Source organism: Blautia luti (assembly GCF_033096465.1).
In the GTDB taxonomy this organism is placed as follows: domain Bacteria; phylum Bacillota; class Clostridia; order Lachnospirales; family Lachnospiraceae; genus Blautia_A; species Blautia_A luti.
Genome location: NZ_AP028156.1, coordinates 609685 through 623217, shown reverse-complemented (window position 1 = coordinate 623217; position 13533 = coordinate 609685). Strand labels below are relative to the sequence as shown.

The 13533-nt window shown below is 41.6% G+C and carries 17 protein-coding genes and 4 pseudogenes; 3 read left to right on the top strand and 18 right to left on the bottom strand.

Annotated elements, in window-relative coordinates:
• Positions 1 to 106: 106 nt before the first annotated feature.
• The 5 genes from R8695_RS02930 to R8695_RS02910 form a co-directional block, all read right to left on the bottom strand.
• A complete protein-coding gene (locus R8695_RS02930; RefSeq protein ID WP_004798083.1) occupies positions 107 to 607 on the bottom strand; it encodes a hypothetical protein in 501 nt (166 codons plus the stop codon).
• A gap of 132 nt (positions 608 to 739) precedes the next feature.
• Positions 740 to 1264, bottom strand: a complete 525-nt coding sequence (locus tag R8695_RS02925) for a hypothetical protein (protein ID WP_009256571.1) — start codon at positions 1262 to 1264, stop codon at positions 740 to 742.
• 301 nt (positions 1265 to 1565) lie between these two features.
• Entirely contained in the window at positions 1566 to 1862 is a 297-nt protein-coding gene (locus R8695_RS02920) for a DUF3847 domain-containing protein (protein WP_005335898.1), read from the bottom strand.
• A complete protein-coding gene (locus R8695_RS02915) occupies positions 1855 to 2196 on the bottom strand; it encodes a DeoR family transcriptional regulator (RefSeq protein ID WP_005335900.1) in 342 nt (113 codons plus the stop codon). The genes R8695_RS02920 and R8695_RS02915 overlap by 8 nt, the downstream gene beginning before the upstream one ends.
• Entirely contained in the window at positions 2193 to 2381 is a 189-nt protein-coding gene (locus R8695_RS02910) for a hypothetical protein (protein ID WP_002304353.1), read from the bottom strand. Before R8695_RS02910 ends, R8695_RS02915 begins: the two co-directional genes overlap by 4 nt.
• Positions 2382 to 2863: 482 nt before the next feature.
• Between R8695_RS02910 and R8695_RS02905 the strand changes: the two are divergent.
• A pseudogene (locus R8695_RS02905) lies at positions 2864 to 3670 on the top strand (helix-turn-helix domain-containing protein).
• Between the two features lie 61 nt (positions 3671 to 3731).
• Here R8695_RS02905 and R8695_RS02900 read toward each other — a convergent pair.
• The 5 genes and pseudogenes from R8695_RS02900 to R8695_RS02880 all read right to left on the bottom strand — a co-directional run.
• Positions 3732 to 4694 carry a DUF3658 domain-containing protein gene (locus R8695_RS02900; protein WP_005335911.1) on the bottom strand — a complete coding sequence of 321 codons (963 nt, stop codon included), beginning with the start codon at positions 4692 to 4694 and terminating at the stop codon, positions 3732 to 3734.
• 29 nt (positions 4695 to 4723) lie between these two features.
• Complete coding sequence (locus tag R8695_RS02895; RefSeq protein WP_005335912.1) at positions 4724 to 5101, bottom strand: TnpV protein; 378 nt, start codon at positions 5099 to 5101, stop codon at positions 4724 to 4726.
• A complete protein-coding gene (locus R8695_RS02890; RefSeq protein WP_002593556.1) occupies positions 5061 to 5333 on the bottom strand; it encodes a helix-turn-helix domain-containing protein in 273 nt (90 codons plus the stop codon). Before R8695_RS02890 ends, R8695_RS02895 begins: the two co-directional genes overlap by 41 nt.
• A 155-nt stretch (positions 5334 to 5488) precedes the next feature.
• Positions 5489 to 5566 (bottom strand): Maff2 family mobile element protein, encoded by a 78-nt coding sequence (locus R8695_RS17635; protein ID WP_317676269.1) that lies wholly within the window; start codon positions 5564 to 5566, stop codon positions 5489 to 5491.
• 24 nt (positions 5567 to 5590) lie between these two features.
• A pseudogene (locus R8695_RS02880) lies at positions 5591 to 6079 on the bottom strand (type IV secretory system conjugative DNA transfer family protein); the annotation flags it as partial.
• A 412-nt stretch (positions 6080 to 6491) separates the two neighbouring features.
• On the opposite strand from R8695_RS02880, the pseudogene R8695_RS02875 reads away from it, so the two are divergent.
• A pseudogene (locus R8695_RS02875) lies at positions 6492 to 6728 on the top strand (DUF6061 family protein).
• Positions 6729 to 6845: 117 nt separating this feature from the next.
• Here the strand turns inward: R8695_RS02875 and R8695_RS02870 are convergent.
• Together R8695_RS02870 and R8695_RS02865 are read right to left on the bottom strand one after the other, a co-directional pair.
• Positions 6846 to 7445, bottom strand: coding sequence for a DUF1349 domain-containing protein (locus R8695_RS02870; RefSeq protein ID WP_118510932.1), 600 nt, complete (start codon positions 7443 to 7445; stop codon positions 6846 to 6848).
• Between the two features lie 42 nt (positions 7446 to 7487).
• On the bottom strand, positions 7488 to 8699 hold the full coding sequence (locus R8695_RS02865; protein ID WP_055194675.1) for an MFS transporter: 1212 nt from the start codon (positions 8697 to 8699) through the stop codon (positions 7488 to 7490).
• A 115-nt stretch (positions 8700 to 8814) separates the two neighbouring features.
• Between R8695_RS02865 and R8695_RS02860 the strand changes: the two genes are divergently transcribed.
• On the top strand, positions 8815 to 9711 hold the full coding sequence (locus tag R8695_RS02860) for an AraC family transcriptional regulator (protein ID WP_243139594.1): 897 nt from the start codon (positions 8815 to 8817) through the stop codon (positions 9709 to 9711).
• 176 nt (positions 9712 to 9887) lie between these two features.
• Here R8695_RS02860 and R8695_RS02855 read toward each other — a convergent pair whose 3' ends face one another.
• The 6 genes and pseudogenes from R8695_RS02855 to R8695_RS02825 all read right to left on the bottom strand — a co-directional run bounded on the left by R8695_RS02855 (position 9888) and on the right by R8695_RS02825 (position 13184).
• Positions 9888 to 10031: a DUF6040 family protein gene (locus R8695_RS02855; RefSeq protein WP_154780951.1), complete on the bottom strand. Its 144-nt coding sequence runs from the start codon at positions 10029 to 10031 to the stop codon at positions 9888 to 9890.
• Entirely contained in the window at positions 10022 to 10366 is a 345-nt protein-coding gene (locus R8695_RS02850; RefSeq protein ID WP_279238220.1) for a CHC2 zinc finger domain-containing protein, read from the bottom strand. Before R8695_RS02850 ends, R8695_RS02855 begins: the two co-directional genes overlap by 10 nt.
• Positions 10367 to 10708: 342 nt before the next feature.
• On the bottom strand, positions 10709 to 11806 hold the full coding sequence (locus R8695_RS02845; protein ID WP_035394420.1) for a glycoside hydrolase family 172 protein: 1098 nt from the start codon (positions 11804 to 11806) through the stop codon (positions 10709 to 10711).
• 316 nt (positions 11807 to 12122) lie between these two features.
• Positions 12123 to 12299 (bottom strand): annotated as a pseudogene (locus R8695_RS17630) (BrxA family protein); the annotation flags it as partial.
• 270 nt (positions 12300 to 12569) lie between these two features.
• The gene (locus R8695_RS02830) at positions 12570 to 12821 is read right to left on the bottom strand and encodes a hypothetical protein (protein WP_154780953.1); all 252 of its coding nucleotides are present in this window, start codon (positions 12819 to 12821) and stop codon (positions 12570 to 12572) included.
• Positions 12822 to 12860: 39 nt separating this feature from the next.
• On the bottom strand, positions 12861 to 13184 hold the full coding sequence (locus tag R8695_RS02825; protein WP_243139595.1) for a hypothetical protein: 324 nt from the start codon (positions 13182 to 13184) through the stop codon (positions 12861 to 12863).
• Positions 13185 to 13533 lie beyond the last annotated feature (349 nt).

Here is a 13533-nt window from a genome sequence, read left to right as displayed (position 1 = left end):
GACCTTTTTCAGATTTCCTGCTCGGTGTGCCGCTATGTGGGCGGCGGGTATTTAATTGTAAAAGTTCGGGGCAAGTTGACCCGATGTGAAGCTGACAAACTTGAATTTATTTTGGCAAATCATCTTCCGCTTTAAAATTCACATTACTGTCATCGATCGAGATTGTGATCGTGTAGTTATAGATTATACCATCTTCTGTTTCCAGCCTAAATGTTACCGCACCACCTCCGAGATACTGAAAATCAGGTTCGTCAGACATTCTTGCATATGTGCCATACTGTTGAAAGTATCCGTCTGCATCAAAGAACGCAACATTGCTTGTTTGCTCCTTATCGTTCCGGAAGAGTACTGCACCAACACGGTCACTAGCATGATCTGGAATTAAAACACAGTCTATGTATTCCCAATCTGTTTCTTGCACAAGAGAGAACATCGACACAATATCTTGTTCAGACCAGATTTTTCCTCCATTCAGATTACTGATATCTGTATTCTGAACCGGATTGCTGGCAGAATCTGATGTTTCTGGCATGGCGTCTTTGCTGCTGCAGGCGGACATTCCTAATACACAAACCGTCATGAAAATAAAAAGCAATGCTCTCTTCATATGAACACCTCCTCAAATCCCGATTGTTCTAATCTTTTTTACGCCCACCTTCTTGCCCTTCGGACAAGAAGTATCCCTCGCTCAAAGAGCTCGGTCAATTCCGATTTTCTCAATTCTCCAAACTTGAATTTGTCAAAGAGGATTATTCCAATATTCCACAGTATTTCTATTTACATCATAAAAAGTAATATTACCCGCATTTATAGGCAAGACAATCGCAAAAGGTTTATTGCGGTCAATATCAACCACTTGAATTGTGTTGCCATCATCTATTTCAAGTTGTTGCACCTGCTGTTGATTCATAGAAATAAATGCTCGTTCATTATATCCCTCTACAGTAAACTCCACAATTCCTCTTTGAATCCCCGAAAGAGTTCCACCTCCACGGAAAAAATATCCGAAGGAAAGTCCTGGACGATTGACATAGACGGAAAAAGTGTGGTCGCTCATGTCTTGAGAATAAGAAATATAAGCAGCCATCGTGTTAGAAACGCTTCCATCGAGCGTCCAATCATCTTTAATCTTCTGCGATGAACGAATATCCGTTTCCAAATTGGTCGAAGTCATACCGATGTTATTGTTTGCATAAAGAAATCCAACGAATAAAATGCAAACTAAAACAATCCCTATCACAATTTTAAGAAATCTCTTTTTCATGCTATCAAAACTCCTTGCCAAATTCCGATTTGTTGTCATCTTCATTATACTTCATCGCCTATCGAAAAGATAGCGTATTTTATGAAACTTGTCGGCTGGGAACAACTTGCAACGCAAAGTGTCCCCAGATGGCAAGTCCACAAAAGGGTAGCTGGCTGCAGCCAGCGCAGGGGAAGTGTAGCGTCCCCTGTATGATTTGGAGCAGACCATGACTGCGGAAAATCACAGCCCTCCGGCGAGGAGCCTTCGGAGAACGCAATGCACCAACCTCTGGGTGGTGTATAATTGCGCCCTTAGTAAACTAAGGGGTTTCCGGCTTCTCCCGTTCCAGCAGTTTTTTCAATATATCTTGCGTGTCCTGCCTGTGAAAAATGAGTTTCAGCAACAGCATGACATCATCGTCCGTCAGGCGTTCCGGCTCTTGCAGAAAACTTTCCAGCATACCGCCACGAGTACAGAGCCGGTGCGTCCGTTCCTTTCGGGTAAGCTGCTTCAACTGGTGCTGCAATGCCTTTTCATCATTGATGGCTTTCCGCAGTTTCTTTTCGCTTTTCTCCAACTCCCGGTTGAGCTTTCCCAGCTTTGAGGTATCAGGCAAGGGTAGCGCCCTCCTTTCCCGGTATCAGCACATAAATCCTGTTCGGTTCTCCCACGCCCTGACGCACCCGCATGATAAGTCCGGCGGTTTCCAGTTCATTCAAAGAACGCTTGACCGTCATGAGGCTGCGGGACAGGACTGCGGCAATGGCTGTGATAGGGAAGCAGACAAAAAGAATCCCGTTCTCGTCCGCCTGCCCTCTGAAAAGCATAGCGTCCAACATCCGGCAGTACATGACCTTTGCGGTGCTGCTGACTGGAAATCCTGTCAACGCTCTGGGAAATGGCATACAGGGCGGCAATGGTGTGTCTATCGTCATAAATTCAAAATTCATTCGGTGTGTTCCTCCTTTTTCTTTGCTCGTTTGGATAAATAACGGGGGCAGTCAATCACAACCGCCCGGAAGCTCTGCTTGCACCCATGCTGGCATTTCCGGCATAATTCGTTGTAAGTGACACGCCCCCGGTCATTGAGGTAAAAGGAAAGCTCATGCTTCCGCTTTTTGCTCATTCTCGGCATGTTACGTTTCCTCCCGTTTTCGTGTATGGTTTCGGGGCGATTTTCGGCAAAATTACAGCCATAGAGCCGCTTAAAATCTCCCGAAGTCTCAGCGATAGGGTAGACTATCTCCCTATCAAATTGTCGTGTTTCGGTATCATTTCGGTGTCAGTTCGCCAGTTCTCCCCGGTGTCGTTCCTCCCCTGAATCTCACAGCGGCGTATCGCTCCCTTTGGTACGCTCGTTTCGGTCAGGGTTCCTCCATATCCCTGCCAAAAGTCATGGCGCTACATCGCCGGGGAAGCATATCCCACACAGGCTGGTCATTCGATTGGAATAATCCATCGATGAACTACCTGTATCATAGAACATTTTTGTGCCCTGTGCCGTATATCCACAAAGTAGGAATCAGGGGGAAAATCAGAAATTTCCACGATTGCGGAAAGTGTGATATAATCCAGTTAAACGGCAGAAATAAAACCACCGGAAAGGAGCGTGCGCCCATGAAAGTTGCAACAAGCATACAGGAACGCCTTTGGGAACTCCGCAAAGACAAAGGCTTAAATCTGGAAGAACTATCAAAGCTGACGGGCATTTCTAAATCAGCCCTTGGCAGTTATGAAAAAGAGGATTATAAGGAAATCAATCATGGCAACCTTATCACGCTGGCAGACTTCTATGGGGTTTCCGTCGATTATCTGCTGTGCCGGACAGAGAACAGGGAGCAGATCAACACGCCACTGACGGAGCTGCATTTGAACGATGAGATGGTGGCACTGCTGAAAAGCGGTCGGATTAACAACCGTCTGCTCTGCGAACTTGCCACCCATAAGGACTTTATCAAGTTTCTTGCGGACATTGAGATTTATGTGGACGGGATTGCCACCATGCAAATCCAAAATCTCAACTCCCTTGTTGATACCGTCCGGCATGAAATTATTGAACGGTATCGCCCCGGCGAAGATGACCCGCATTTGAAGGTGCTGCAAGCCGCACATATCAGTGATGATGAGTATTTCAGTCACATGGTTCTGGATGACCTCAACCTGATTATCCGGGATATTCGGGAATTCCACAAAAAGGACAGCGAGAGTGCGCCCCAAACTACCGTTGCCGATGAACTGAAATAAAATCTGGAAGCGGTCGAAAATTTCAAGGGCAGTCGAGATGAAAAACTGGTTATCCTTTACTGCAAGCAGCTTGGTATCAACTATAAAAACCTGTCAGAAGAAGAATTTCGCTGGTTCATTCGTATTCTCAAAAAATCAAAGAAAATGGGAACGCCTATCAGCCAGAGGAAAAAACGGTAAAGGAAAACCGCTGTTGCATGGTTTGTTGGATTCCATGTAGCAGCGGTTTGTGCTGTGGTTATTATTTCATTCGTTTTCTTAATATTCGGCGATAATTTGTTTCTCCCTTTGGTGCGTCCTGTATAATTTCCAACACACCATCTTCAAGCATTTTATCAATGCGATTGGAAATCCATACATCACTAATTCCAAGTTGATATTTTCCTAAAACATTACCTATGACAATAGCCATTTTGAATTGCTCTGGCTGTTCCGCAATTTCACGAAGAATGAAACTATCATATATATCTTCTGAAACGCTTTGCAATTTACCATTTAACATTGCACGCAAAGGTGCATTTTCATTTTGAAGTTGATTCCATTTCATAGTACAAGCTGAAAGAAATACAGGATTAGCTTTCTCTTGTAGAGTTATATAGTTTCCCCATTCGCCAGGAGAGACCTCGCCCCATGCTATTTTGGATGTCATAGTATTTTCTTTTCCATATTCCCATGTAGGTAACTTAACCAAATAAATTGTTGTCTGGCAGTTTAATGGTTGAAGTTGTTTCATAAGCCAATACATACCACAAAGCTCATCTGGATTATAGCTATACCAAATGCGAATTTCTTCCCCAGCTACATATCGTTCAATCACTGAGGTCAATGTAGTTTTAATTTTCTGTATTTTTTCTTCAACCTGATAATCTAAATCCTCTACAAAGCAGACAGACAGCATTTTCTTGAAAATATTTTTCCGCTGTTCGCCAATTCCATTATCAGAAATATCTCCCACACTAAGAGCCATATCAAAACAATAAACATCACTGCTCTTGCCTCCCAATGGAATAGCATTCTCCCAAGCAATGCGTTCTTGTTCCTGTGCTTGAAGCTGTGCCTTTTTCATTTCATCTGAAGATGGAACACTCCCGTCTTCGTGCCTCATAAATATTGAAACAGCACTTCCTCTATACTTTCCCTTGCCGTAAGTTTGGGCAATTTTCAAACTTCCACAGGCACTTTCACCAAATACAATTTCAATCATCTTATATACCTCCGATTTAATTGCTCCCGTTATGAATAAATCATCTCATACAAAACAATTTCTTCTGCCCTGTTGTGAATGTTATTGCAACGCTGCACCCATTCCATTTGTCGGGTACACTTCAATTCCTCTGTCACGCCCTCGGTAGCTTTCATCTGCTCCATGATAGTGTCTAACCGTTTTTGTGCCTGTTCATTCAGGTCTGCAAGATATGTCAACAATTCTCCGGTCAGTATCAATGTATTCAATCTGGCTGGGTGGACTTCTCTTAAATATTCCCGGTGCATTCGTCCGTACTTTCCGATAGGGCGGTGTTCCTCCGGCAGTTTCAAGCCTGGAATGTAGTAATCTCCGACAAGGATATAATCAATTCCGTTTTCCGTTATTCTTGGTTTCAATTCGCTCATGTTCCTTACCTCCTGTGGAAGCAGGCTCGTCTGGTACTAACTCAATCACATCAGTAATCTCACAATTCAGAGTTTCACAGATACGGGCTAATGTATCCATGCTGATGTGCTTTCCCTCTTTGCTCATGTTGGCAATCATATTTGTTGTCATACCAGCAGCAAGCCTTAAATCCTCTTTTCTCATATCACGCTCTAACAGTGTGTGCCAGAGTGGTTTATAGCTGATGTGCATATTGTTTTCCTGCCTTTCTATCCATACCACCGGGGCGGTTGCCCCGGCAGGAACTTTTCTCTTATTATAACACCAATCTTGTGAAATCACAATTTATTCTTGTAGCCTGCCGCTGATACCGTCTGGATTGTGCATTCCCTTTCTTTTTGTTCCCTTTAATTAGCCATGAACTGCTTCATACCCTGAGACTTTGCGCCAGGGTTGTCGTTGCCGTAGCCTTCCAGCAGGTTGATAGCTTCCCAGATGCCAAGACCGGCACCCAGTGCCTGATTCAGCTCTTTTAGCGTAGTCGACTCCGAACTGCCAAGGAAAATACGGGAATCCATATTGCCGATGATGGTATCAGCATTGTCCTTGTAGATAGCCTTCAACTGGCTCTGCGCCTGAAGTACCAGACATGCCGAGATTTCTCTTGATCGGATGGTGGCTACCAGCTTTTCCAGATTCGGAATCTGACCACTGTTCGCACACTCATCAATCAGGCAGCGCACATGCACCGGCAATCTGTCGCCGTAAATATCATCCGCTTTTTCGCACAGCAGGTTAAACAGCTGTGTGTAGATCATGGAAATTAGGAAATTAAAAGTCGGGTTTGTATCGCTCATAATAAGGAACAGAGCCGTTTTCTTATCTCCCACCGTATCCAGCAACAGCTCATCGTACATGGTGATATCACGGACTTCCTCAATATCGAAGGGAGCCAGACGTGCGCCGCAGCTCACCAGAACCGACTTTAAGGTCTTGCCAGTAACAAAATGTCAATAGTTTTTTAATCACTTTTTCAAAAAAGGAAAAAAATAGAACGTATAGTTAATTTCCATACGCTCTATCTCACATTTCATATTAAATTTTTGAATTCTACAAACTTGAATTGAGATTTCATATATTCCAAGGGATTTAATAATTGTTATATTTTATTACCAAATATCTCTCAAGCCCTTGAAAACACTAAGTTTATCGCAGGTGAGCTTTCCCTTATTGTTTCCCTTGTATTATATTGTCCCATGAGTATTTACGAACTCTGATAAGGGCAAAAACAAGGGAAAGATAATCCTCTAAAACAGTATAACATAAAATGAAAACGACATGGTGAACTGATTGAAATGCTTCTAATTTTTGTAACGAATGATTGATTGGACGATAAGGAGATATGATACGATGAGAACAATATTTGCAGAATACAATCCACAACGCAACAGCATTGATGTGTATACCAGTGCTGGCTATATGCTCCGTATTGACTGTTGGGAAGCTGAGAAGGATTTATAACCCACACCCGGATCAGTCTGTTCATTAAACGCACTTGTCATTGATGAACCACTTGAATATGCAAAATTATATCTTGATGGAACGATGCAAATATGGGTGGATGCAGAGGACACTCTTTATTTATAATGTTAAATAATCCCCAAAAATTCTAAAATTTTTCGGGGATTATTTTTGGATTATATTTATTATTCAATTTAACTGATAATGATTCTCATATGAGATTTATCTTTAGAAATCATATCATCAATCACACCAGTCTGCATCTGATTCCCATTTACATTCCGTAATCTGCATATTTGAAAATGTTGCCTTATATGAGCCTTCTGTCGGGCTGCATGCATATATTCCATAAGTAATTTTTTCTGCACCTTCCCACATATGGAAAATACGCATTTGTCTGAAATTTATGCCATCCTCACTGCATTCAATACAGTAGTCACTGTCCCTTCGTGAAAAACGATACCACATACTTTTAATATCAGAGGATATGTCTGTTGTTGCCCAGTCAGAATATCCATGATTGGTTACAACGCTTCCCAATCGCTGTATTTTTTCATTCTCATATTCTATAGATGCCTTAAACCAATTATCACTATTTAAATACATAGCCACACCACACTGGTCAAAACGACAGGTACTCTCGAATTCTGTTTTAACAATAAAAGAAAAGTACTTGTCCGTTGTTTCAACTTGAAATACTGGAGCATTATCATTTTGAAAACCATAATAAGTGCGTGCCCATAAGTCGGTACCCCTTTCTGTAAGAATTACAACTTTATCCTCACTAATTTGTACCTGCTTTGGTTGACGTATCCATTTAGGATTGTTTTTCAAAAATTCCATCTTTTTTCTCACTTTCTTTTTTATTTTAATAAGCAGCTATATTTAGTGCCTACTTTTCACTGTATTATAATTAGTAATTTTCTTTTGTCTTCTGCAAAGAATGACTCCTATAAGTAGCAACACTGGAAAAATAATTCCTGCCAAAATTCCCATCTTTAGGTTATCCCCAAAAGCTCCTGATACCATTCCAACCAATGTAGGACCTCCTGAACAACCTATATCTCCACCTAATGCCAGCAATGCAAACATGGCTGTTCCCCCTTTGGGCAAAGCTGCTGATGCCTTGCTGAAAGTTCCAGGCCACATGATTCCCACTGAAAGCCCACAGACAGCGCAGGCAATCAGATTTAATAGCGGAATCGAGAATAATGAAATCCCTAAATAGGATAAAATACATAAAAAACTACTATAAATCATAAAGTGTTCCAAATTGATACGGTCACCATACTTACCATAAAACAATCTTGATATTCCCATTAGAACCGCAAATGCCATCGGCCCTGCTAAGTCGCCGGCTGCCTTTGAAATTCCAAGACCTTTTTCTGCAAAAGCAGAGGCCCATTGACTTACTGCTTGCTCACTTGCTCCTGCACATATCATCATAATCAACAAAATCCAAAAAATTTTCATCCGAAACAATTCCTTTAATCCAAGTCCGGTATCTCCATCCTCAAGCAATGGTGCAATGGGAACCTTTGAAAAAACAAAAGCATTTCCAATTGGAATAACCGCCCAAATAATGGCTAATATTTTCCAGTTATCTATACCGACTACATAAAAGAACACTGTTGATATGAGTACAACTCCGGCGTGTCCCCAGCAATAAAAAGAATGCAACAGGCTCATTGCTTTTTCCTTATTGTCGGATGGACAAGCCTCAACAACTGGACTGACTAGGACTTCCAAAAGTCCACCACCTACCGCATAGATCATTACAGCAATCAAAATTCCAATAAAGGAAACTGGTAAAATCTCTGGTAAAACTGTAAGAAGGAATAATCCTGCCGCTGCTAGAACATGAGCTATAATCATTGATATCCGATATCCTATTTTATCAACAAATCTGACAGAAAGAAAATCAACCAGTAGTTGTATCCCAAAATTAAAAGTCACTAACAATGTAATTTGGGAAATTGGAATATGATAGCATTTCTGAAAAAACAAAAAAAGCAGTGGTGTAAAATTATTAACGATAGCTTGTACAATATAACCTACAAAACAGGCTGTAATTGTCTTATTATATTGGCTTTTCATTTTGTCCTCCTCTAATAAATGTGATTATATCGTAAACTTTATATCTAGTCATTGTATAAAATCATATATTTATGGTACAATATAACAAATTTTATTATTTATGAGGAAATATAGCATGGAGACTTTTAAGATAACTACAGATGAAACACTACGAGAAACCATCCAGCATGGCAACAATCGTTATCCATTTGCATACTATCCTGATAATATTTGGAAATTTGACTTCCATCGCATTGACTGGCATTGGCATCATGAATTAGAATTTCTTTATACTGCTGAAGGTACTGCGTTCTGCCTTATAGGTACAAGTAAAATAGAACTACATAAAGGTTGCGGCATATTTATCAATAGCGGTGTCCTGCATCGTTTTGAAGCACAAAGCAGTACATTTGCACCTAATATTGTTTTTTCGCCAACCCTATTAGCACCCGAAAACAGCCTCATTTACGAAAAATATATTCTTCCTGTGATAAGCTCGTCTGTTTCATATCAAGTTTTCAGTCCATCCAACACATTTGGAAAACAGGTGCTACAACTTTTGTCGCAAATTTGTACTATTCAGGAAACTAAGCCGGATAATGAATTATGTACTATACAACTTTTATTTCAGCTTTGGAACATATTGCAAAAAAATATGGACTGGACTTCTGATTCTAACAGTATTCATCGATTAAATCACAAACAAGCAAGATTACAAGCTATGATGCAGTATATTCATGATCACTACATGGAAGAGATTACATTGGAGACGATTGCGGCATCGGCATCTATCAGCAAAAGTGGAGCTTTACACATTTTTCAAACTGGCATCCACTGTTCTCCGGTAGCATATCTAATTCAATACAGACTAGCACAGGCTGCTGAACAACTTTATATCACTCAAAAATCGGTTTCTTCCATTGCAGAAGAAACCGGATTTACAAGTTCCGGCTATTTCTGCCGGAAGTTTAGACAATATTATCATATGAGTCCAAATGAATACAGAAAGAAGAAAACAGAGGAAATTTCTTAATTTCTACTTTCTGTAACCATACAATATTTGGAGATGATGTTGTTTTTCGTTTTATTATCTGTATCAATTATGCTGACAATATACTATTTATGCATCATATTTAGAATGTTCAAAAGATAAAAGTATTCTATATGCAAATGGATAGATTTATATATTTTATCTATCTGTTTGCAATTTTAATAATAACTCCTTGTATCCCGCCAGCCTTTCATATACCACCTGATTGCAACATATACCAGTTGCACGAATAATAAGAGAAATAGCAGATTAATCGGTGTTCTTGTCTTTATCCAATCTCCAAAGTAGATTGCTATTTCCATTCCAGAAGCAGGCTACGGTAATCCAGATATGTTCTCATGCATCTTAGATATTTTTTCTGCCAGAGTTCTTCCGGTGTCGGCTTCGGCTTTTTTATTGGAACACGTCTCTTGTTCTGCTGTGATTCCCTGTCCTTGCCTGAATAAGGAATCCTAAAATCATCTGCCAGCTTCATAGCAGCATCTTTCAGTCCAATGCCAAACAGTTGTGCTGTAAAATCAATCGCATCTCCCGTACAGCCACAACTGAAGCAGTAATACCTCCGGTCAACTTTCATACTGGGTGATTTGTCATTATGAAAAATACAACGGATCAGTCCGCTCCTGTTGGGCTTCAAGTATTCGTTAGCAAAAGTGGCTCAAATATTGGCTGTCACGTGGCTCAAATATTCATTGACATTCACACAATTGCTACTTTCGTGTGATTTACTTCCGGAAATGTTTTTTACATTTTTTAGTATAATGAGGGAACTTTAAAGGAACCTTAAAGAATGGACGGAAAATGTGAAAGGTTTGTGAAAAGACAGATCTCTGTAATCCAGATCGCTTTTTGAATACCATATAAAAAAAGAAAGAGCCCGTTTCCGGACAAATTCGTTGGAAGCAGATTTGTTCGGAACGGACTCTTGTAGCCGATATGCAAAGTCATGAAACATATAAAATAGGAAAAGCGTCAAAAATCATCTTGGCCAGCGCTCTTTTCTGGACATTAGTGGCGCGAATGGTACATGAGGATGCGTCTGGTACCAGTAAGCTGTGGTAGCGACATCATCCTGACGTTCAAAAAGACCTCCGTGACTGACACCAATCTGCTGCAGAGTTACCTTAAGGTCCTTCTCAAAAAGGATAGGATCAAGAAGGTGCCAGCGATAGAAGCTGCGTTGTGGCATCTGATCATCATTGTGGTAATCATTATGAAGGAAGGTATCGTGGCTAGAGTAGTAAGGATAGCCAAGATACGGAGTACAGTACTGATTTTCAACGGTTTGGCCATTTTGCTGTGTTGCAAAGCTCCAGGCACCGCCGAAGTAATCTTCTGTTCCGGTTCCGCAAATGGTTGGATAATCCTTGTCTCCATCGATGTAGAATTTCATCTCACCTTCTCCGTACCAGTAGCGTTCGAGGCTGGTAAGCGCAAGATAAGTTCCAACGTACTGGCCTTTCCCTTTGATGTTGTCGAGGACAACGTAGTCTTTTGCCTTTTCCGTTATGCGCTGACGACGCCACTGGGCATGGAAATAGGCAGCATCCTCCGGAACCGTTGTCAGGCAATAGTCGATCTGATAAAAGAAGGCCGGAATCGGCTCATCACACTGATTTTCAATGGTAATACGGGCGTTTTTACGGAACGGCATCGGGAAATAGCTGTTGAAACCACGGGTCGGATTGACAGCAATCGGGACTGAGTTTACCTGGTAGGAAACACCGAAGCCGCAGCAGAAGAAATCGCCAAGCGGGCATTCAACGGATGGGAATTCTTCATCGTCCCAGTACATGCGCAGAACAAGATCCCGCAGAACATAACGGTTACGTTCACTGGTACGGTCTGTAACGGTGATCCAGATGTGCTGAATCATGCCTTCTCCCTGGATTTCACCAAGTGTTACAGTCTCTCCTGCTTCTATTTTCGGGATACACGGGGAACCTTTTCTGGACGGACCAAGATCGCTGGATGCCATGCCGCCTTTTCCTTTTTCTCCGTTCCGGTTTTCCCAGTTGATGGAACGGGACTGCCCGTTTTTCAGCCGGAAAATATTCTGTAAACCACAATCAAACATCATATATTCCTCCTACTAATTTTTGTCATTATCCCTTGCTATATTTAACCAGCAATATATCTAAGAACTTTACCCAGGCAGTCTCTGCTGTTATCCGCAGACACCTGTTGATTACTTCCTGGTGCGCTAAGAGGCATCGCTCCCCACATAAAATGCTGATTATAATAATCTAAAAGAATCCTCTCGTATGTACCTGCTACTGAAGTTGAACTTTCTCCAGAGGAAAGCCATCTCCAATTTCCTATTGCTTGATAAACGAAGCTGTCAATAACGATTCCTGACAAATGGTAGCTTCTAAAATAGTTATCTCGCACATAGAATAAATCTGCTGCGCTCGTAGTTTTGTCGGCGCGCCATAGATGTTTGTCTCTTCATTCAACTTTTTAATGTCTGCAAAACTCTTACCCTCGCTCAAAAGCTGCACGGTTTTCCAAAATTCCATGAATCAGAACGAAAATTTCACTGCTCCAGCACTATACGGTTTTCTTTCCATCTTCGTTCTCTCCATTTCCGGATTTTGTTTTAATATATCTGCCGCTTTTGATTCTGGCATCCTTCGGCTTTTCGGCGTTAATAGGAATGACCCACTAATGGCCTAAACGCTCGGCACCATCAATTCGCCCTTCCGTGCATAATGTCTGTACTCTCCTTATGCAGATGCCCCATTTTTCAGAAGCCTGCTTAATCGTCATGAAATCCATACGGAACCTCTTTTTCGATGTCTAAAGTCACTCGCAACAAGTTAAAATTTCTCATTTATATTCTACTCCAAGAAACGAACAAAATCAATCGAAAGTCCTTCCAAATTTTGAACGATTTTTTTAGAACCCACTCTTCTGCAAGCAGGGCTTTCGTGACACGAAAGCGATTTTCTGCTTGTTGGGGAAACTCCCCAATCCCCATAAAACGCTGCCTGCGGCATCGGGCTGCGCATCCGTTCCGGATGCTTTAACGGCAGTTCCTGCCATAGAAAAACCGGGATGCTCCCCACCCCGGTTTCAAAAAAATATTTCATTGACTCTTCTGCTGTTTATCGTGATAATCGGCAAGAATTTTATCCAGCGTAATGGATTTCCTGCACAATCTTCTGCGCCACAAACCAATCCTGCATTTCCGATTTGGTCTTGCGGTACTCTGCATAGAAGCTTTTCTTTCGTTCCAGAAGCATCGCATACTCTACGTTCAGCTCGCTGATGCGCGGGAGCTTTTTGTCAGAACCGTTCTCTTTCTTATAGGCATCAAACGCCTTTTTCGCTGCGCTGCGTAAGACCAGCGTATCCCGATGGGCTTCATAGAACTCCCGATTGTAGCCGGATGCTTTATACGCAGCAAAAACATCTTTTGTCTTAGCATAATTGATTAGATGCTTACCGCCCACGATCAACTCGCACAGGGACAGGATGAAATCTGCTTTCAGGGCAATCGGATTATCCTCTTCTGAATAATTCGCGTTGCCTGCCTCGACTGTCCGCCATGAATGCCCACATCGGTGTCATGGGTCTTCTGATTGAAATCCGTCATACCTGTTACCTCCTACTCAAATTTGTCTCGCCGGATTTCGGGCGAAAATCTGTCAAGGATATGGGGCTAATTTCCCCTCCAAAATGGGCTAATTTGAAGTCAAATTTCCTCAAATTTCACCATCGGAATCAGGTGATTTTAGGCATAGAAAAAGCCCGGAAATGGCGTATTTCCGGGCTTTTTTAGCATTTTTAAGCTGTAGATTA